At 37.4% G+C, this 17,651-nt stretch carries 24 protein-coding genes; 21 read left to right on the forward strand and 3 right to left on the reverse strand.

Annotated features, from left to right (window positions below):
• Positions 1 to 3: 3 nt before the first annotated feature.
• Positions 4 to 519 (reverse strand): DUF2507 domain-containing protein, encoded by a 516-nt coding sequence (locus tag NFR46_RS07060; RefSeq protein WP_251575960.1) that lies wholly within the window; start codon positions 517 to 519, stop codon positions 4 to 6.
• Positions 520 to 661: 142 nt separating this feature from the next.
• On the opposite strand from NFR46_RS07060, the gene murI reads away from it, so the two are divergent.
• The 4 genes from murI to cbpB are packed head-to-tail and all read left to right on the forward strand — an operon-like array spanning position 662 to position 3,070.
• The gene (gene murI / locus NFR46_RS07065; RefSeq protein WP_251575962.1) at positions 662 to 1,462 is read left to right on the forward strand and encodes a glutamate racemase; all 801 of its coding nucleotides are present in this window, start codon (positions 662 to 664) and stop codon (positions 1,460 to 1,462) included.
• A complete protein-coding gene (locus NFR46_RS07070; RefSeq protein ID WP_251575964.1) occupies positions 1,462 to 2,055 on the forward strand; it encodes an XTP/dITP diphosphatase in 594 nt (197 codons plus the stop codon). Before murI ends, NFR46_RS07070 begins: the two co-directional genes overlap by 1 nt.
• Before the next feature lie 3 nt (positions 2,056 to 2,058).
• Positions 2,059 to 2,580 carry a metallophosphoesterase gene (locus tag NFR46_RS07075; protein ID WP_251575966.1) on the forward strand — a complete coding sequence of 174 codons (522 nt, stop codon included), beginning with the start codon at positions 2,059 to 2,061 and terminating at the stop codon, positions 2,578 to 2,580.
• 19 nt (positions 2,581 to 2,599) lie between these two features.
• Positions 2,600 to 3,070 (forward strand): cyclic-di-AMP-binding protein CbpB, encoded by a 471-nt coding sequence (gene cbpB, locus NFR46_RS07080; RefSeq protein WP_251575968.1) that lies wholly within the window; start codon positions 2,600 to 2,602, stop codon positions 3,068 to 3,070.
• A gap of 49 nt (positions 3,071 to 3,119) precedes the next feature.
• On the opposite strand, the gene NFR46_RS07085 is transcribed toward cbpB, so the two are convergent.
• On the reverse strand, positions 3,120 to 3,989 hold the full coding sequence (locus NFR46_RS07085) for a mechanosensitive ion channel family protein (protein ID WP_251575970.1): 870 nt from the start codon (positions 3,987 to 3,989) through the stop codon (positions 3,120 to 3,122).
• A gap of 131 nt (positions 3,990 to 4,120) precedes the next feature.
• Here NFR46_RS07085 and NFR46_RS07090 point away from each other — a divergent pair, with 131 nt between their 5' ends.
• From NFR46_RS07090 to NFR46_RS07170, 17 genes are all read left to right on the forward strand, one after another.
• Positions 4,121 to 4,552 carry a DUF948 domain-containing protein gene (locus NFR46_RS07090; protein ID WP_251575972.1) on the forward strand — a complete coding sequence of 144 codons (432 nt, stop codon included), beginning with the start codon at positions 4,121 to 4,123 and terminating at the stop codon, positions 4,550 to 4,552.
• Complete coding sequence (locus tag NFR46_RS07095; protein WP_251575974.1) at positions 4,552 to 5,007, forward strand: hypothetical protein; 456 nt, start codon at positions 4,552 to 4,554, stop codon at positions 5,005 to 5,007. Before NFR46_RS07090 ends, NFR46_RS07095 begins: the two co-directional genes overlap by 1 nt.
• A 202-nt stretch (positions 5,008 to 5,209) precedes the next feature.
• On the forward strand, positions 5,210 to 6,220 hold the full coding sequence (gene ccpA, locus NFR46_RS07100) for a catabolite control protein A (protein ID WP_251575976.1): 1,011 nt from the start codon (positions 5,210 to 5,212) through the stop codon (positions 6,218 to 6,220).
• Positions 6,221 to 6,224: 4 nt separating this feature from the next.
• Positions 6,225 to 7,058 carry a hypothetical protein gene (locus NFR46_RS07105; protein ID WP_251575978.1) on the forward strand — a complete coding sequence of 278 codons (834 nt, stop codon included), beginning with the start codon at positions 6,225 to 6,227 and terminating at the stop codon, positions 7,056 to 7,058.
• 72 nt (positions 7,059 to 7,130) lie between these two features.
• Positions 7,131 to 7,868 (forward strand): YebC/PmpR family DNA-binding transcriptional regulator, encoded by a 738-nt coding sequence (locus tag NFR46_RS07110; RefSeq protein ID WP_191684305.1) that lies wholly within the window; start codon positions 7,131 to 7,133, stop codon positions 7,866 to 7,868.
• 91 nt (positions 7,869 to 7,959) lie between these two features.
• Positions 7,960 to 8,937, forward strand: coding sequence for a competence type IV pilus ATPase ComGA (gene comGA, locus NFR46_RS07115; RefSeq protein WP_251575980.1), 978 nt, complete (start codon positions 7,960 to 7,962; stop codon positions 8,935 to 8,937).
• On the forward strand, positions 8,855 to 9,925 hold the full coding sequence (gene comGB, locus NFR46_RS07120) for a competence type IV pilus assembly protein ComGB (protein ID WP_251575982.1): 1,071 nt from the start codon (positions 8,855 to 8,857) through the stop codon (positions 9,923 to 9,925). Before comGA ends, comGB begins: the two co-directional genes overlap by 83 nt.
• Positions 9,926 to 10,228, forward strand: a complete 303-nt coding sequence (gene comGC / locus NFR46_RS07125; protein WP_191684308.1) for a competence type IV pilus major pilin ComGC — start codon at positions 9,926 to 9,928, stop codon at positions 10,226 to 10,228.
• The gene (locus NFR46_RS07130; protein ID WP_251575984.1) at positions 10,225 to 10,656 is read left to right on the forward strand and encodes a type II secretion system protein; all 432 of its coding nucleotides are present in this window, start codon (positions 10,225 to 10,227) and stop codon (positions 10,654 to 10,656) included. The genes comGC and NFR46_RS07130 overlap by 4 nt, the downstream gene beginning before the upstream one ends.
• Positions 10,643 to 10,933 (forward strand): hypothetical protein, encoded by a 291-nt coding sequence (locus NFR46_RS07135; RefSeq protein WP_251575986.1) that lies wholly within the window; start codon positions 10,643 to 10,645, stop codon positions 10,931 to 10,933. The genes NFR46_RS07130 and NFR46_RS07135 overlap by 14 nt, the downstream gene beginning before the upstream one ends.
• Positions 10,930 to 11,397 (forward strand): prepilin-type N-terminal cleavage/methylation domain-containing protein, encoded by a 468-nt coding sequence (locus tag NFR46_RS07140; RefSeq protein ID WP_277612861.1) that lies wholly within the window; start codon positions 10,930 to 10,932, stop codon positions 11,395 to 11,397. Before NFR46_RS07135 ends, NFR46_RS07140 begins: the two co-directional genes overlap by 4 nt.
• A 289-nt stretch (positions 11,398 to 11,686) precedes the next feature.
• On the forward strand, positions 11,687 to 12,700 hold the full coding sequence (locus tag NFR46_RS07145; RefSeq protein WP_338146926.1) for a class I SAM-dependent methyltransferase: 1,014 nt from the start codon (positions 11,687 to 11,689) through the stop codon (positions 12,698 to 12,700).
• A gap of 15 nt (positions 12,701 to 12,715) precedes the next feature.
• Positions 12,716 to 13,915 (forward strand): acetate/propionate family kinase, encoded by a 1,200-nt coding sequence (locus NFR46_RS07150; RefSeq protein WP_251575992.1) that lies wholly within the window; start codon positions 12,716 to 12,718, stop codon positions 13,913 to 13,915.
• 90 nt (positions 13,916 to 14,005) lie between these two features.
• Positions 14,006 to 14,617 carry a metallophosphoesterase family protein gene (locus NFR46_RS07155; protein ID WP_251575994.1) on the forward strand — a complete coding sequence of 204 codons (612 nt, stop codon included), beginning with the start codon at positions 14,006 to 14,008 and terminating at the stop codon, positions 14,615 to 14,617.
• A gap of 52 nt (positions 14,618 to 14,669) precedes the next feature.
• Positions 14,670 to 15,221: a YutD family protein gene (locus tag NFR46_RS07160; RefSeq protein ID WP_251575996.1), complete on the forward strand. Its 552-nt coding sequence runs from the start codon at positions 14,670 to 14,672 to the stop codon at positions 15,219 to 15,221.
• Positions 15,211 to 15,987 (forward strand): TIGR01457 family HAD-type hydrolase, encoded by a 777-nt coding sequence (locus NFR46_RS07165; RefSeq protein ID WP_251575998.1) that lies wholly within the window; start codon positions 15,211 to 15,213, stop codon positions 15,985 to 15,987. Before NFR46_RS07160 ends, NFR46_RS07165 begins: the two co-directional genes overlap by 11 nt.
• Entirely contained in the window at positions 15,987 to 16,610 is a 624-nt protein-coding gene (locus NFR46_RS07170; protein WP_251576000.1) for a TIGR01906 family membrane protein, read from the forward strand. The genes NFR46_RS07165 and NFR46_RS07170 overlap by 1 nt, the downstream gene beginning before the upstream one ends.
• On the opposite strand, the gene NFR46_RS07175 is transcribed toward NFR46_RS07170, so the two are convergent.
• Entirely contained in the window at positions 16,584 to 17,225 is a 642-nt protein-coding gene (locus tag NFR46_RS07175; protein ID WP_251576010.1) for a VTT domain-containing protein, read from the reverse strand. The two genes, NFR46_RS07170 and NFR46_RS07175, sit on opposite strands and share 27 nt — an antisense overlap.
• Positions 17,226 to 17,651 lie beyond the last annotated feature (426 nt).

Raw genomic sequence — 17,651 nt, forward strand, 5'->3', positions numbered from 1 at the left:
TTCTTATTCATTTTTCTTTTTATCATCTTTTTGAGGCTGGCAATTATGAAGATCAAGGAATGTGACTAATTCGGTTCGTTCACTATCAGCTTCAGTTTGAGGATCATTTTTTACTTCAATAAATACACAATCTTTTTTTAATTCACTAATTTCCGCTTCAGCAACGGTCATTAGTTGAAACTCAATTTCTTGGGCAATAAACCCCATTTCAAGGCCAAAAGATGTTTGTTCACCATTTTGTTCAATTCGTTCTTTGACGCTTTGACCGCCTAATCTCCATAATTGACTAGTGGTCGTTTTCTTTTGTAATGAAAGGTCGCCAAAGCCAAGTTGGCTAGTGATTAATTGTAGATCCTCAGGTGAGCCAACGGGAAACTCTCTGGCAATATCTTTACCGATCCAATAGAGCATCTCGTCTGCCTCTTTACCAAGAATTGCTGGTAAGATGACATCACGAAGACTTCCGTTCATTAGCCCCCGTTTGCTATTTAACAATGAATCATATAACTTTTGGCTCATTAACTTAATACTCCTTTTGCAAAATCAATACCATTATACTGAATAATCAGGAAAAAAACGGGAATTTTACCCGAAAACTTGCAAAAAATTTGAAAAGATTAAATAATGTAGTTTCAAGGATTTAAAAAATGGGGTGCATAGAATGGATAATCGACCAATTGGTGTTATGGATTCAGGACTAGGTGGTCTCTCAGTGGTTCGGGTAATTCAACGGGAACTACCTAACGAATCGGTTATTTTTGTTGGCGATGAAGGACATTTTCCATACGGTACTAAGCCACAAGAACTTATTCGTCAATTAGTTTTAAAAATTGGTCGCTTCTTAGAGACCCGATCAGTTAAACTAATGGTAATTGCTTGTAATACTGCTACAGCAGCTGCCCTACCGACTGTTCAAAAGAAATTATCGATCCAAGTTATTGGGGTTATTAATCCCGGAGCTACTGCTGCAATTGAAAGTAAGGCAAAACGGATTGGCGTAATCGCTACTGATTCAACTACTAAGGATGGGGCTTATGTCCGGGAATTACAAAAGCTTAATCCAGATGTAAAAGTGGTTAGTAAGGCCACTCAACCATTAGTGGCAATTGTTGAGCATGGAAAAACGGGAACTGTTGAAGCACAAAAGGCGGTCGATGAACAATTAGCTTCTTTTGTTCAACAACCAGTTGATGCGTTAATCTTAGGATGCACTCATTTTCCATTTCTTACGAATGAAATCAAACAAAAATTGGGAACTAATGTCGAGTTGATTGATCCGGCATTGGAGACCGTTAATCAAGTAAAGAAAATATTAACGGAAAAGCAGTTATTGAGCAGTCAGCCTGCTAGCTATCGGTTATATTCAACTGGTAATCGTGACGATTTAATTGCTGGTGCAGACAAGTGGCTGCAGGGTCATTATGATAGCTGCAATAATTTAATGATAGAAGGAGACAATTAATGAATTCTCTTGTAATTGCGACGAAAAATCAGGGGAAAGCGCGTGAATATCGTGAGATGTTAGCACCTTATAAAATTGATGTAAAGACATTAGCCGACTTCCCACAGTCAATTGAAATTAACGAAAACGGGACAAGCTTTTTAGAAAACGCTACGATTAAGGCACAGACTGTGATGGAAAAACTTGGCATTCCGGTAATGGCGGATGATTCCGGATTAGTAGTTGATGCGTTAAATGGTGCCCCTGGTGTTCATTCGGCACGGTATGCCGGTGATCATGATGATCAAGCGAACAATGCTAAACTACTTCGAGAATTATCAGGGGTACCTACCGAGCAAAGAACGGCCCATTTTCATACTACGATTGTGGCGTTAAAACCGGATGGCACAAAATTAGTTGCAAACGGCCGAGTAGATGGTCGGATTTTAACTAGTCCTCGCGGCAAAAATGGCTTTGGCTATGATCCGTTATTTTATGTTGAACAATTCGAAAGTTCAATGGCAGAATTGACTGCAGAACAAAAGAATTCAATTAGTCATCGTGGTCAAGCATTGGCAGAATTTATGAAGCACTTTGCAGAATGGTGGAACTAAGTAATGAAGGCACTAATCGTAAGTGATAATCATGGTGATGGAAAAATTCTCGAGGATATCCAGGAAAAATTTGCTAACCAGGTGGATGTTCTAATTCATTGTGGTGACTCGGAATTGCAAAATGATTCTGAAGCAATGGCTAACTTTAAAGCAGTTAAGGGGAACAATGATTGGGGATTAGATTATCCAGCACAGTTGCAGTTAACTGTTAATGGGGTGAAATTTTTAGTAATCCATGGTGATCATGATAGGGTTAATTACTCATTAACACCATTAATGCTTAAAGCTGAGTCACTTGATGAACAAGTAGTTTGTTATGGACATACTCATCAATTAGCAGTATCAATGGAATCTGGAATTTTATTTATTAATCCTGGTAGTATTAGTTTACCTCGGGGGGAATATTCACGAATTGGGGGAACGTTTGCAATTGTAGAGGTTACGGAGCAGCAATTTATTGTTGACTACTATAACCGAAATTGTGTTCCTATTTCTGAGTTGCATTTTGAATTTAACCGTTCTTAAAAAAAGAGGAGGTAAACTGATGATTGAAGAGCACCTCCAAGAAATGATGCTTCAACGACGACAAAAATTTATGATCCCTGCTAGTTTAGTGGCAACGGTTAACGTTAATAACAGTCTTGATCATGCTTTCTTGGTATTGACAAAGGATCGTTATGCTAAAATTATCGTTGTTGATAATGAAAATCATTATCGAGGACAGTTATCGTTAGCAATGATTACTGATCGGCTATTGGAAACAGAACGAATTAATGTTAGTAAGTTAAACGAATTAACAGTTGCTGATGTGATGCAAACAGATGCACCGGTTATCCAAGAACCGTTTGATATTGAAGAGAACCTTCATTTGATGATTGACCAATCTTTTTTAGCTGTTGTTAATCAGCAAGATCAGTTTTGTGGGATTGTAACGCGACGGGAATTACTGAAAACGGTTAGTTATACTCTCCATGAATTTGGTAAGAAATATAAAGTAATATCTAAAAATAAATAAGCTATAAAGAAAACACGGGAGCAGCGAAGAATTCACTACTCTCGTGTTTTTAATTTTGTTGGTGAGTGATTGGGTTACTATCCCAGCCAAGGGGGATGTTATCCTTACGTAATGCTTTTAAGTAGTCAGAAAGAAATTGACTTGCAATTTTATCTTGGGCACCATTTTGAGTAGTAATTGTTACTCGGAAGACTAATTGACCACCAACATTAACCGGACCGACAATTATTGGCGTGGACCGAAGCTCAGGAATGTTAACTACTAATTTTTTATTTTCTTCACTAATGATGTTAGTGATTTTCTCAAGAGGGGCTTTAGCAGAAATGCGGATATCAACGTTAGCTACCATGTTATTTCGGGAAAAGTTTTGAACAGTTGTAATATTGCGGTTGGGAATATAGTTAAGTGTTCCGTCACTACTTGTGATCTGAGTTGTTCGTAATCCTAAGGCAGTAACGGTCCCCTTAATTGAATCCACTTCTACAACATCCCCCACATCAAGTTGCTGTTCGAGAAGGATGAAAAAACCAGTAACCATATCGCTAACAAATCCTTGGGCACCTAAGCCTAAAGCAATACTAAAAATTCCAGCACCAGCAATTAATGTGCCGACTGGAACCCCAATTTCCGATAGGATTGCATAGAGTAGGAAAAAGTAGCAGGTATAGCGGTAAATATTTAGTGTTAGGGCATGGATCGTTGCAATTCGGTTACTTGATTTTAAAAATTTAACATGGTTTGATTCGGCAAAAAGGTGATCGATTATTAACCTTCCCAGCCAGAGTAAGATAAAGAAAAGTAAAATGGTTGCCATTATCAGTAGTAAACGGCTAAAAATATGCTGTGAAATTTCGTGCCATGATAAGTCGGTAAAGACTTTTGTAACCTGGTGAACTTGCTTGTTAAGCGCCGAATTCATAGATTTCCTCCTTAAAAAATACTTATTTTATTGTACAAGCCATTAGATCAATTGTCGAATGGGAGTTAGATATGCTATTCTACTAGTGTGGGTAGAATTATCGAGATTTCTTAAGAGGAAGGGGATTAATAATGACAATTGGTGAATTAGCCGGCCTCATTGCAGCGATTGCATTTGTTATTCTGGTTATTTTTGCTTGTATTTCACTTAGTCAAGTAAGTAAGATGCTAAAGGAGACTAATGAATCAGTTAAGGTACTATCAAGTGATGTTGATACCTTAAGCAAGGAAACTGAGAAGCTGTTAGGAAACACTAATAGTTTGTTAGAAGACCTCAATAAGAAGTCGATTGAACTTGATCCGGCGGTTAAAGCTGTTGCAGATGTTGGTCAGAGTGTTTCAAATGTCAATGAAGCAGTAAATAACTTTGTTGAACGGCATGAGGAACGTCAAAATAAATTTTCTGGATTTACTAAGTTTGCAACGCAAGCCGTGGTAATGGGTGCTTGGCGAAAGCTACGTCAACACCGGCAAGCAAAGAAGGCAAAGGAGATGGATGAATAATGAGTAAGAATTTATTGTTAGGAACCATTCTTGGTGGCGCCGCTACGTATGTTGCTTGGAAGTGTTTGTCCGATAAGCAGAAGAATAGTATTAAGAAGAATGTTGATTCATGTGTAACTGAGGTTGCAGATGCCTCAACTGATTATGCCTTAAATGCTCTTGATATTATTGATGAAAAGTTAGCTGAGCATGATGCTAGTGAGAAGCTCAGTAATTTAAGTAGTCGCTTTACTAAGACCGCAGATAAGGTTAAGGATAAGGCAAGTCATGTTGTCGACCACTTTACCAATGATGACTTTGATAAAGAAACTGCTGAAATTCGTCAACAACTCACTAAGAATGCTGATCCAGACATTATCATTGATGCAACTGATGAACCAGAAGATTCAGATTCAACAGCTGATCAAGATGAAAAAGCTGATTCAGCAAAAGAAGTTAAAGACGATAAGGAATAGTTAATATTCTAGACCAATGAAAATTAAAGTGACTATCAACATGATTAAGACTGATAATATCAAGAAGAGATGTTGTCAGCCTTTTTTATACCCAAAATTTATTTGATGATAACGTTTGCCAAATGCATATTGATCTGATATATTAGTGTGGTTATGAAAAAATATGAAAACTGATAATAGCAATAAAGAAAGGGCTATCAATATGGAAAAACAAGCAGTTACCATTTATACTGTTGCACGTGAAGCACGAGTTTCGATGGCTACCGTTTCACGAGTTGTAAACGGTAATCCTAACGTTAAGCCAGAGACCCGCCAAAAAGTGCTTGATGTTATTAAAAAGTTAAACTATCGACCAAATGCTGTTGCCCGTGGATTAGCTTCAAAGAAGACAACAACAGTTGGGGTTATTATTCCAAGTGTTACTAATCCCTACTTTGCTGAACTAGCGTTGGGAATTGACGATATTGCAACTATGTATAAGTACAATATTATTTTAGCTAATTCTGATTTTAATGATGACAAGATTTTGAAAGTTGCCCGTGGCTTACTGGCAAAGCAAGTAGATGGAATTATTTTCATGGGTCATGATATGTCAACAGAGCTACAACAAGAATTTGCTGCTTCAAATACACCAGTAGTTGTTGCCGGTTCAATTGTTAACGATGATAAACTGGCAACAGTTCGAATCGACTATCAAAATGCCGCTAAAGAAGCAACTAATTATTTGTTAAATCATAACAACGAACGGGTGGCATTTGTTGTTAGTTCACTTGACTATTCTATTAACTCTAAGTACCGGTTAGCTGGTTACAAAGAAGCATTGGCTGAGCATAACATTCCATTTGAATCTAAGTACGTAATTGAGACGAATGGTGACTATAACCGGGCTTATGAACAGGCTAACCACTTAATGGAACAAGGAATTAAAGCGGCTTATGTTAGTGATGATGATTTGGCTGCAGGCCTTTTGAATGGCTTAACGGATAACAATGTTAAGGTTCCAGACGATTTTGAAATTGTTACTTCAAATGATGCGACATATGCCAAAATCACTCGTCCAACGTTAACGTCAATTACTCAACCACTTTATGATATTGGGGCAATTTCAATGCGGTTATTGACGAAGATGATGGATGGCGAAACCGACAGTAGCGACGACGTTATTCTTAATCACGGAATCGTTGAGCGTCAATCAACTCGTCGAGGAAAGTAAGATTGTGGAAACGCGGAGTGAAGTTCGTCGCAAGCAGAATCAACAAGAGGTGACGAACAAAAATCAGGAGCGACCACGGCACCACCCCATATTTATTATTTGGGGAACACTTCTGGTTGTCTTGTTAATGGTTGCCATAACTTTTAACCAAACGCTTCTCAGTACTCATTTTGTAGACTACGAGATTACTCATACTAATTTATCTTCGACGATAATGGATACTGTAGATAATAATCTTTCACAGTATGGAATATCGACATCTGCCATTTCCGACAAAGAAGCAAATAAATTAATTACCCAAGCGGTTAACCAGGTTTATTCTGGTCAAGAGATTGAGCTGAACTTACAGCCAGTCTTAGCTGGAGTTAATCAATCTGCTTCTCAAGCTGCCGAACAGTATGGAGTTGAGCTTCCTAATTCAATAACTTCAGGTGTTAGTAACGAAATTTCTGGTGCTGTGAATAGCCAGCTAAATACTCCTGAAGTTAAGCAAATTACTAATGCTATCTCAATTGCCAAAATTATCGACCATTTGTTAATGGTGATTTCGTTGATTGGGTTAGTGGTAATGGTATTAATTGCGGCCTTGAGAAAATTCTTTAGTCGCTCATTTTCTTGGATTGGTTTGTGGAGTGTAATTATTGTTTATGCGTTAGTAAATATCTTTAGTCAGTTGATTATTCAAATTGGGAATCAATACCCAGACTATAGTTCTTTTACTGCGCAGTTGAGTACTGATTTTCATACTCAAGCGTTAAACTATTGGTTGTTCCTTTTAGTACTAACATTGCTCCTGTTTATCTGGAGAATAGTTAGCAGAGTGCTAAAAAGACGGTGACCTTGAATTTCAAGAGGAGATCTGCTAAGATCTACCTGTTTATCACATTAATTAAGAAAAGAGGAGTCAGTAATGTCAGGACATTCAAAATGGCATAACATTCAGGGACGGAAGAACGCCCAAGATGCTAAGCGTGGTAAGATTTTCCAAAAGATTTCACGTGATTTGTACCAAGCAGCTAAAGCAGGTGACCCTGATCCAGCGAACAACGCCCAATTACGGTTGGTAATTGATAAGGCTCACGCCGCTAACATGCCAAAGAAGAACATTGATCGGGCAATTGCTAAGGCTTCTGGTATCGGTGGTGCAAAGTTCGAAGAAGTTACCTACGAAGGTTATGCACCGGGTGGTGTTGCAGTAATGGTTTCTGCTTTGACTGATAACAAGAACCGGACTGCTGCAGCCGTACGTTCAGCATTTACCCATGCAGGTGGTTCACTTGGCGCTAGTGGTTCAGTTTCATACATGTTTGACCGGAAGGGATTAATTGAAATCCTTCGTGATGGCCTTGATAAGAGTGAAGATGACATGTTGATGGACGCACTTGATGCCGGTGCCGATGACATGAAGGCAACTGAAGAAAAGTTCCAAATTTTCACTGATCCAAGTAATATGACCAGTGTTCGTGATGCCTTACAAGATAAGGGTTATGAACTTGATACTGCTGAAGTTACCATGATTCCACAAAATCGGACTGCAGTTCCAGAAGATAAGGTTAAGCAATACAGCCATCTTATTGATGAATTGACTGCTAACGATGATGTTGCGGATATTTATGAAGCTGGTCAATTACCAGAAGATGCAGAATAATTAGAAAAAAGACTGGATAATTTCCAGTCTTTTTTTGTTTTAAAAATAGAATTTACCTTCGATTACGTTCTTTTATATTGGAGGTGAAGAAATGGAAAGATTTCGTAAGTTGATAGAAGGGGCGATTAAGGATCGAAGTTCGGATCTCTTTATTCTTCCGTACCAAGATAAGTACCGCCTTTTGACCTGTGTCCAGGGAGAAAAAAGGTGCGTTACTGAATTATCCGCTGAAGTTGGTCAACAAATGATTGCCTACTTTAAATATCGGGGGAATATGACCGTTAGTGAACACCGTCGGCCACAAATCGGAGCCCTAAAATGGCAAATCAATAATAAAACAACGGTTGATTTACGTTTGTCGACCGTTGGTAATTTTCGTTCACAGGAATCAATGGTTATTCGCTTTATTTACTCTTTAGCTGAGATTGACTATCGATTAAACTTGCCTGAACAATGGGAGAAAATTACCAGGTTAATCCATCATCGCGGCTTAATTTTATTTGCTGGGCCGATGGGATCAGGAAAGACAACAACTATGTACCGATTGGCAAAGGGGTTAGCTAGCAAAGAGCTTGTAATGACGATTGAGGACCCAGTGGAGATTGAAGAAGCTAACTTTTTGCAATTACAGGTTAACGACAAGGCTGGGATGGGGTACCAAGAACTATTAAAAGTTGGTTTGCGTCATCGACCAGATGATTTCATTATTGGTGAAATTCGTGATAATAAAACGGCAAACTTAGCAGTTCAGGCAGCTTTAAGCGGTCACCTGGTATTAGCAACTGTCCACGCAACGAATGCCTATGGTGTAATTGCAAGAATGCGTCAGCTAGGGGTTGAAAAATATTACCTTCAGCAGTGTTTAACAGGAGTGTGCTACCAGAGATTATTGCCTCTTTATAGTGGAACCGCCCTCCTATTTGATTTATTAATGGGAGAGGAGTTGTTAGTTGCAGTTGAGCAAGGAAAAAAGCGGGGGATGAGTAATGAGTGGCGACAGCAGGTTAAAAAGTTATATCAGGAACAGCAATTATCGTTGGCAAATTACGAAAAATTCAAAAACGGTTAAGTTTCGTCACCATGATCAAGCTGAATGGCTACTATTAATTGCTGATTTATTACGAAGTGGTTTTTCTCTCCGTCATGCAGTTGAGTTCTCGGGAACGATTTTGAAAAAACATCAGTTACTTTTTCAAAAAATTAATATTGCTATGGGGGAGGGAAAAACATTTGCAGATTGCCTAAAGCCCTATATTAAACCAAATTTGTATTATCAACTCCTCCTTGCAGAACAACATGGCAGTTTGGAGGAGTGCTTGCAGGAAGTTGGAAAATTGATGGTTCTTCAAGAAAAGCAGCGGCAAAAGTTAATGGCGCTGTTACAGTATCCATTAATTTTAATCTGTCTATTAGCAGGTTTAATGGTGGCGTTAAAGTTATTTGTTTTTCCAGAACTTTCTCAGTGGCAAGGAGGAAATCATGAAAATCCTGAAAATTATTATTTATTTGAAATACTTGCCTATTTTGGCGGTGGCTTTTTCGTATTAGGGTGTCTAACGGTATTGCGCTGGGTAAGGTTAAATCAGTTACAGAGAATAAACGCTCTTTGTTCGTTACCAATAATTGGAAAGTGTTATCGATTATATTACGGCTATTATGTTGTGACTAACTTAGCAATGATGATTCGGCATGGATTAACGATTAAGGAGATTTGCTCAATTGTCGAGAAAAATCAAAAACAAAGTTTTTTATCGTTATTGGGGAAAATTACCAAAGGTGTCGTAAACCAGGGACAAAAATTAGAGACTATTTTTCACGATGCACATTTCTTGCCAGATGAACTCAGGATAATTGTGGAAAAAGGTTCAACGTTATCAAATTTAGGACAGGATTTAGCCGCATTGGCTAATATTTTATTTCAACGACTTACTAAGCGAATAGAACGACTATTAATGCTTATTCAACCAGTCGTCTTTGGGGTAATTGCCTTAGTTATTATCGGCCTTTACTTGCGATTACTATTACCAATTTACGATTCAATGCAGGGAGTGATCTAATTGTTAAAAAAGCGTGAAGCATTTACCTTACTAGAAATGTCAATTGTTTTATTTATTATTAGTCTATTAATTTTAATTGTTTTACCTAATTTAACAGCGCAGCGAAAAAGTGCCAAGCGAATCCATCGTGATGCGATGGTATCCGTAGTTCAAACACAAGTTGATGAGTATGAAAATGATGGTGGCAAAGAAAATGTTAGCTTAGAAGAGTTGAGGGAGGCAAAGTATTTAACGGCTGCCCAAGTTAAAAAAGCCCATGAGCAACATATCGTAATTGTGGATGGGAAGGTTATTAAGCGGTGAAACACCATGGCTTTACTATCCTGGAAACAATTATCGTTTTAGTGTTAACCGCATTAATTGTAACCTTTTCGTTCCCTAGTCTTAGCCGGAGTAAACAAGTAGTAACAGAACGCGAATTTTGGAATGATTTTCGTCAAGAATGGCAAGCAGCTCAGGTTCGTTCCAAAACTAGGCATATTGAAACGGCAGTAACATTTGATTCATCAAGTTACCAAATTGAATTTACTTGGCTTGAACATTACCAACCAGTAAAGAAGAGGTTAACTGTTCCGGAAACGCTATTGGTAAGAAAGTTTGATGATTTTAAAATGCATGAAAATGGCTATACAAAGCCCCGTACTCAAGAGCTTCAATCATCAATTAACGGCAAAACATATTTAATGCGGATCCAGCTTGCCTGGGGAGGGTACCGAATTGAAACAAGGTAGACATAAAGCATTTATTCTGGCCGATAGCCTCATTGCACTTACAATTATTTCGCTTAGTATTACATTTACTCTTGTTAGTCATGAATGTTTAATCCAGCAGAAAAAACGGCAACAAGTAGATTTAGTGGCAAGTCGAATTGCTAAGGAGGCAACCGATGAACTGGTTGCGACTAACCGGCCAGTATTTATTAGACAAAATGAATTTAGTGCGGTTGCTTCTCGTAGGGACGTAAAGGTTTATCGATATCGTCAGTTAATTTTTGAGGTAACAAGATGATAAAAAGAGCTTTTACTTTAGTAGAGTGCCTAATTGCACTAATTATTATGTCACTTATTACATTATTACTTTCTATTCAAATCAGGGTTATTAAATCAACTACTACTAAGTCTTTAGAAAGACCCCTTGATTGGTATATTTGCCTTACAGAGCTGGAGTCACAAGATCATCAATTTATGCTTGAAAAAGTTTCAAACAAGAAATTACAGTTAACTAGCCGTTCTTCTGGATTAACTTATGAGCTCTATGGAACAGATCGACTCTATTTAAGTCGGGCTAACCGAGGTGGCTATATGCTGCTTTTTAGTGATATTAAACCTGGAACAGTAAAATTTAATGAATTAGCTGGTGAACGAGTTAAAATTCAAGCAGAACGAAAAAACGGCCAAAAATTAATTGGGGTGGTTAAGTTTTATGAGGAAACAACAAGTAAAGACTCGTCCAGGATACGCTCTGTTAATTAGCTTAATCTTATTGACCCTTTCGGCTGGGGCTATAGTTTTTGAATTTCAGTACCAAAAACAGCAATCAATGGTTAATCGTGAATTAATGTCAAAACTGCAAAGTCAAATTAGGCAAAATCTCGATAATTCAAATGGTAATTCAAGGGAAAAAGTTCACAATTTGAAGAACAAACCTAGGAAAATTCCTTTAAATAATTAAATAATGTTCGGTTGTAAAGCGTTACCTTGAATTTAATAGACAGAATCGTTAAACTTAAAGATGATTGTAATGTAATGGAGGTGACCTACACTGTCACAGCAATCAGTTCAAAAGCTATTTGAGCTATTTGATCAGGGAACGATGCTTTTACAATCTGCATTAAATTGTTCATACTTAGATGCAATGTTGGAAAATGCGGAGAATATTATTGATGATAATACTGTTCGCGTAGAAGATGGGGTTCCTGATAAAGAAACTCAAGAAAAGCTAACGAAGATCTATAAGCAACTCGATCTTAAAAATGTTAATGCAGAAGCGATTCGTCAATTAATTCAATTGAGCTTTTTGAAGGTTATTCGAAAAGATGTAATTCAGGCAAACCACCAGATGACACCAGATACAATTGGACTTTTGATGGCGTTCTTGATTGAAAAGGTAACTAAAAATACCAAGATTGAGACAATTTTTGATCCTGCGGTTGGTACGGCTAACTTATTAACTACCGTAATTAATCAGCTTGATAAAGATGAACACGAAAATATTCAGGGCTTTGGAATCGATAATGATGACTCAATGTTGAGTGTGGCGAGCGTGAATGTTGCATTGCAGCACGCTAATGTTGACTTGTTCCATCAAGATTCCGTCAGCGCTTTGGATATCCCACAATGTGATTTAGCAGTTAGTGATTTACCAATTGGTTATTACCCGCTTGATAATAATACTAAGGACTACCAAACACGTGCTAAAGAGGGACATTCTTTTGTTCATCACTTGTTAATTGAACAATCGATGAATTATTTAAAGCCAGGGAAATTTGGCGTTTTCCTTGTTCCAAGTAGTTTATTCCAAACTAAGGAAACAGAAGGATTTATTAAGTGGATTCATTCTGTTGCCTACCTCCAAGGATTCGTTAATTTACCAGCTGAACTATTTGCTAATCCGGCTGCACAAAAGTCAATTCTATTGTTGCAGCGACATGGAGGAGATAGCAAGCAAGCTACAAAGGTTCTCCTTGGTGAGTTTCCATCTTTCAAGGATAAAAACAAGTTTGCCAGCTTTATGCAGGAAATTAATGATTGGGTTACAATAAATATTAATAAATAAAGGGGACGTTATCAGATGTCAAAGACAATTGCAGTTAATGCCGGAAGTTCAACACTAAAATTTAAATTATTTGATATGCCAAGTGAAAATGTTGTTGCTGAAGGAACAATTGAACGAATTGGCGAAAAAATGGGTCACGCAAATATTAAGTATGGTGACGGTCAAAAACATGAAGAAGAACGTGCTTTTGCTGATCATGGGACTGCTGTTAAGTACTTGCTTGATCAATTAATTAACCTTGATATCGTTAAGAATTACGATGAAATTACCGCGGTTGGTCACCGGGTTGTTGCTGGTGGTGAATACTTTAAGGATTCTGCAGTAATTAACGATGATGTAATTGCAAAGATTGATAGTTTAGCTGAATATGCTCCATTACATGATCCAGCTGAATTGGTTGGAATTAAGGAATTTCGGAAGGTCCTACCAAATGCGTTTGCTGTTGCCGTGTTTGATACTTCTTTCCACGTAGACATGCCAAAGAAGAACGCACTCTACAGTGTTCCTTATGAATGGTATGAAAAGTATGGTGCACGGAAGTATGGTGCTCACGGTACTAGTCACCGTTATGTTGCTGCACGTGCCGCTGAAATGCTTGGTAAGCCATTAAAGGATCTAAAGTTGATCACAATGCATATTGGTGCTGGTGCTTCCATTACTGCTGTTAAGGGTGGAAAGTCCTATGATACTTCTATGGGATTCTCCCCATTAGCCGGAATCACAATGGCAACTCGTTCAGGGGATGTTGATCCATCCTTAGTTGCCTTTATTCAAGAAAAGATTGGTAAGACTTCTTCAGAAATGATTGATATCTTAAACCATGAATCTGGAATTAAGGGAATTTCTGGTATTTCTCCAGATATGCGTGATATTCTTGCGGCTGCTGATAAGGGTGACAAGCGTGCACAATTAACTCTTGATATTTATGTAAACCGGATTGTACGTTACGTTGGTGCCTACATTGCAGAAATGGGTGGCGCAGATGCAATTATCTTCACAGCAGGTGTTGGTGAAAACAGTGTTCCAATTCGGAAGATGGTTACAGACAAATTAGCCTACTTTGGTATTAAGATTGATCAAGAAAAGAACAACTGCCATGGAGTTGAACGTGATCTTTCTACACCAGATGCAAAGATTAAGACATTATTAATTCCAACTAATGAGGAATTGATGATTGTTCGTGATATTGAACGCTTGAAGAAACAAAGTAAGTAATTTATTATAAAATCGGTAGTTAAGGAGAAAAAATTCTCACTTAGCTACCGGTTTCTTTTTATTCAAATTAAAGATAAGGGGTGAAGAAGAATGCAATTTGTCACGGCTGATACTCACTTCTTGGATGAGCACCTGTTAGGAATTGATAAGTTTGCACCACGACCATTCCTGACAGTTGAGCAAATGGATCAGAAAATTATTCAAAACTGGAATGAACTAGTTGGTGAAAACGATACTGTATATCATCTTGGTGATATTGCTGTTTATTTTGCTAAACCTCAATCAAAAGCATATGAGAAAATTTTTGAAATCCTTAATTCATTAAATGGTCACTTAATTTTAATCAAAGGGAACCATGATAATCGAGGATTGTTTAAATACTTAGCGAAGAATAATTATTCCTTTAACGGGAAACCAAAATTTTCTTTTCATGATGTTGGCGTGTTATTAAAATATGATCATCGTCAATATTATTTAACACACTATCCTATGATGCTGGGAATTGCGCCACAAATTATTAATCTTCATGGGCACATTCACCATTATGCAGTCCCGGCAAAAGAAAATATTAATGTGGGAATTGATTCGCCGGAATTTGACTATTTGTTACCAGAAAAGATTCCATTTGGAACACCACTAAGTTTTTCTCAAATAGAGAAAATTGTAAATGGTAAAGCAGACGATTTTGCAAAACGTGGTTAGGATCATGGTATGATGTTAACTAATGATACGAATAAGAACTGGGGTGAAGTGGTTGAATCGAGCGAAAATTCAAGAATACATCGATCAACGCGAAGAGCAACGGGTTGATTTATACCATTACGAAGCACAGAGTGGGAATGATTTTCTTTTGAATGGTCATCAATACAAGTTGCTACAAAACTATCGCGATGGCTTTGATGGTGAGCAATTGGCTGCCCGTTTTAGTAATATTTTGAATAAGTATGATTATATTGTTGGTGATTGGGGATATGATCAGTTACGATTAAAGGGATTTTATGATCCCGACAATCCTTTGTTTCAACCAGAACTGGGAGTTGATACAATTGAAGACTACCTATTCGAGGATTGTAATTTTGGGTGTTCATATTTCATTGTTCAAAATTGCGATGTTCGGTTACCTAAACGTCGTAACCGGCGTCGTCGCAGGGGACATTCACCAGTAATTAAGGAACGACGGCGGCGACTCCATCAGCCGGAACCACGAAAACGACATCACCAATTAGCAAAACGGGTTAAGGTTGGTAATCATCAGCAAAAATTTGTTATCCACCAACGAGTAAAGAGGAATCAGAATGAAAAGTAATTACCAAGGCTACTTCATTGATCTTGATGGGACGATGTATAAAGGAACGAAGCGGATACCTGCAGCTGCAAGGTTTATTAAACGTCTTCAAGATGCTAAAAAGAAAGTATTGTTTGTGACTAATAATAGTACACGTTCGCCAGAATTTGTTACTAATAATTTGGTTACTAATCACGAGATTAACGTAAAAAGTGAGAATGTTTATACAACTGCACTGGCAACTGCTGATTATTTGGATCAGATTGCTGATGAAAAGCGCAGAGTATATGTGGTTGGCGAAAGTGGATTGCGGGATGCATTAACAAATCGCCAATTCAAAATTACTGCGGAAGCACCGGACTATGTGGTTGTTGGATTAGATTCGAAAGTAACCTATGACAAATTAGCAACTGCCGTTTTACTTATTCGAGCTGGGGCAACTTTTATTGGGACCAACTCTGATAGTAATTTGCCTAATCAACGAGGGATGGTCCCTGGAGCTGGTTCGTTGGTTAAACTTGTCGAATATGCTACCCAAAAGAAACCAATTATGATCGGTAAACCAGAAAAGATCATTATGGAGATGGCTTTGAAAAGAAGTGGTCTTACTAAAGATCAAGTTGTAATGGTTGGTGATAACTACAATACGGACATTAAGGCAGCCATTAATTTCGGCATTGATAGTCTATTAGTATATTCAGGGCTATCGACAAGAGAAGAAGTTAGTAAAGAAAAAATACAACCTACTCACCAGATTGATAGTTTAGATGAATGGAAGATTGAATAATGAAGATGACTATAAAAAGCACCTTATTAATATTAGGGTATTTTTTAGCGGCAACTTCGATCGCAATAATAGTTACAACTAATGTTTCTATTTTTTTGCTCCATCCATTTGAAAAGGGGATAGCTTGGGAGAATATGATAACTGACTACCAGCGGTTATTGGTATATCTTCAAGCTCCGGGGTTCTATCATCTTACCTTTCGTTATTTACCAATTAGTAACAATGCTAGTGCACATTTTAGAATGATTCGTCACCTGTTAATTGCTAATGAGGTGTTATGCGTTACTAGTTGGGGAACGATTATTATAAATAACAGGTACGAAAAAAAGCGAAATCAACTGTTGGTGTTGATTTCGCTTATTGATTATCTATGTTTTACGTTGTTAGTAATGGTGGGACTGGTATCAATTGATTTTGATAGAGCATTTATTGTATTTCACCGTTTAATGTTTAGTGATAGTAATTGGATTTTTAATCCATCTACTGACCCAATCATTAATGCAATACCGCCAAGTTTCTTTTTAAAACTATTTCTTATTTGGTTTGTAATTAGTGTTTTAGTTCTTATTAGTTTAAGAATGTATAACAAACGAAAATTACTTCGTGGTAAATTTCGCTTTTAAGTAGCTAACAACGGCTGGAATCAATGTAACAACGATAATAGCGATGATAATTATAGAAAAATGTTCCTGAACGAATGGAAGGTTACCGAAGAAATAGCCGGCTGCGCAACAGAGAGCAACCCAAGAAACGCAACCGATAACACTATAACGGATAAATTTCCTATAGGGGAAACCAGACCCCGCAGCAGCAAATGGGGCAAAGGTTCTAATTATTGGCATGTAACGGGCAAGAATAATGGCTGGTGCACCATGCTTTTCAAAAAAGTGTTCAGCTTTTTCGAGACTATCTTTATCGATTAATTTTCCAAATAACGAATGATTAGATAAACTTTTACCAATTCGGTGTCCGATATAGAAGTTTAATGAATCACCAAGGATACATGCTGCTAAGAAGACAAAGACGAATATCCAAATACTGAGATGATATTGTGGATTTGCTGCTAATGCACTTGCAGCAAATAACAATGAATCACCAGGCAGAAATGGAAGGATTACCGCACCGGTTTCGATGAAGATAATCGCAAAAAGAATAAGATATGTTGAATCACCAAAATTATTTACAATTTGAATAAGGTGAGCATCAATATGTAAAACGAAATCAATTAGTGTTGAGATCATTGACTAACTCCTTTTTTATCACAATACTTAGTAAGTTTATCAACCGTTGCAAGCTTTGTGAAGGGCTATTTAGAGGCTTTTATAAAGTTTAAGAATAAGAAAGAAAAAATTACGAGATCTTTTTTTGAAAATATGTTGACAGGGTATTGAGAACAAGGTATAGTAGTTAACGTTGTCAGCGAGGCAATGAACTTCTTTCAAAATTAATTTGAAAGAAGTTGTTGACTTAATTAAGGCAACATGATATATTATAAAAGCTGCTTGCTGAGGTCAATGTTTCAGATTTAGCTAAATAAATTAATTTGAAATTAGTTATTGACATTGAAACAAGCATGTGATATAATAGTAAATGTTGTTTAGCTCCTTAGCTAAACAAGGTAGACCTTTGAAAACTGAACAAAGTTTCGACGAATCAAATGTGTA

The sequence above is a fragment of the Limosilactobacillus agrestimuris genome (genome assembly GCF_943193105.1).
GTDB lineage: Bacteria > Bacillota > Bacilli > Lactobacillales > Lactobacillaceae > Limosilactobacillus > Limosilactobacillus agrestimuris.

Excerpts from the sequence above, each read along its gene's own strand:
- NFR46_RS07060 (WP_251575960.1), bottom strand. The coding sequence starts at position 519 with ATGAGCCAAAAGTTATATGATTCATTGTTAAATAGCAAACGGGGGCTA.
- murI (WP_251575962.1), top strand. The coding sequence starts at position 662 with ATGGATAATCGACCAATTGGTGTTATGGATTCAGGACTAGGTGGTCTC.
- NFR46_RS07070 (WP_251575964.1), top strand. The coding sequence starts at position 1,462 with ATGAATTCTCTTGTAATTGCGACGAAAAATCAGGGGAAAGCGCGTGAA.
- NFR46_RS07075 (WP_251575966.1), top strand. The coding sequence starts at position 2,059 with ATGAAGGCACTAATCGTAAGTGATAATCATGGTGATGGAAAAATTCTC.
- cbpB (WP_251575968.1), top strand. The coding sequence starts at position 2,600 with ATGATTGAAGAGCACCTCCAAGAAATGATGCTTCAACGACGACAAAAA.
- NFR46_RS07085 (WP_251575970.1), bottom strand. The coding sequence starts at position 3,989 with ATGAATTCGGCGCTTAACAAGCAAGTTCACCAGGTTACAAAAGTCTTT.
- NFR46_RS07090 (WP_251575972.1), top strand. The coding sequence starts at position 4,121 with ATGACAATTGGTGAATTAGCCGGCCTCATTGCAGCGATTGCATTTGTT.
- NFR46_RS07095 (WP_251575974.1), top strand. The coding sequence starts at position 4,552 with ATGAGTAAGAATTTATTGTTAGGAACCATTCTTGGTGGCGCCGCTACG.
- ccpA (WP_251575976.1), top strand. The coding sequence starts at position 5,210 with ATGGAAAAACAAGCAGTTACCATTTATACTGTTGCACGTGAAGCACGA.
- NFR46_RS07110 (WP_191684305.1), top strand. The coding sequence starts at position 7,131 with ATGTCAGGACATTCAAAATGGCATAACATTCAGGGACGGAAGAACGCC.
- comGA (WP_251575980.1), top strand. The coding sequence starts at position 7,960 with ATGGAAAGATTTCGTAAGTTGATAGAAGGGGCGATTAAGGATCGAAGT.
- comGB (WP_251575982.1), top strand. The coding sequence starts at position 8,855 with ATGAGTGGCGACAGCAGGTTAAAAAGTTATATCAGGAACAGCAATTAT.
- NFR46_RS07140 (WP_277612861.1), top strand. The coding sequence starts at position 10,930 with ATGATAAAAAGAGCTTTTACTTTAGTAGAGTGCCTAATTGCACTAATT.
- NFR46_RS07150 (WP_251575992.1), top strand. The coding sequence starts at position 12,716 with ATGTCAAAGACAATTGCAGTTAATGCCGGAAGTTCAACACTAAAATTT.
- NFR46_RS07155 (WP_251575994.1), top strand. The coding sequence starts at position 14,006 with ATGCAATTTGTCACGGCTGATACTCACTTCTTGGATGAGCACCTGTTA.
- NFR46_RS07165 (WP_251575998.1), top strand. The coding sequence starts at position 15,211 with ATGAAAAGTAATTACCAAGGCTACTTCATTGATCTTGATGGGACGATG.
- NFR46_RS07170 (WP_251576000.1), top strand. The coding sequence starts at position 15,987 with ATGAAGATGACTATAAAAAGCACCTTATTAATATTAGGGTATTTTTTA.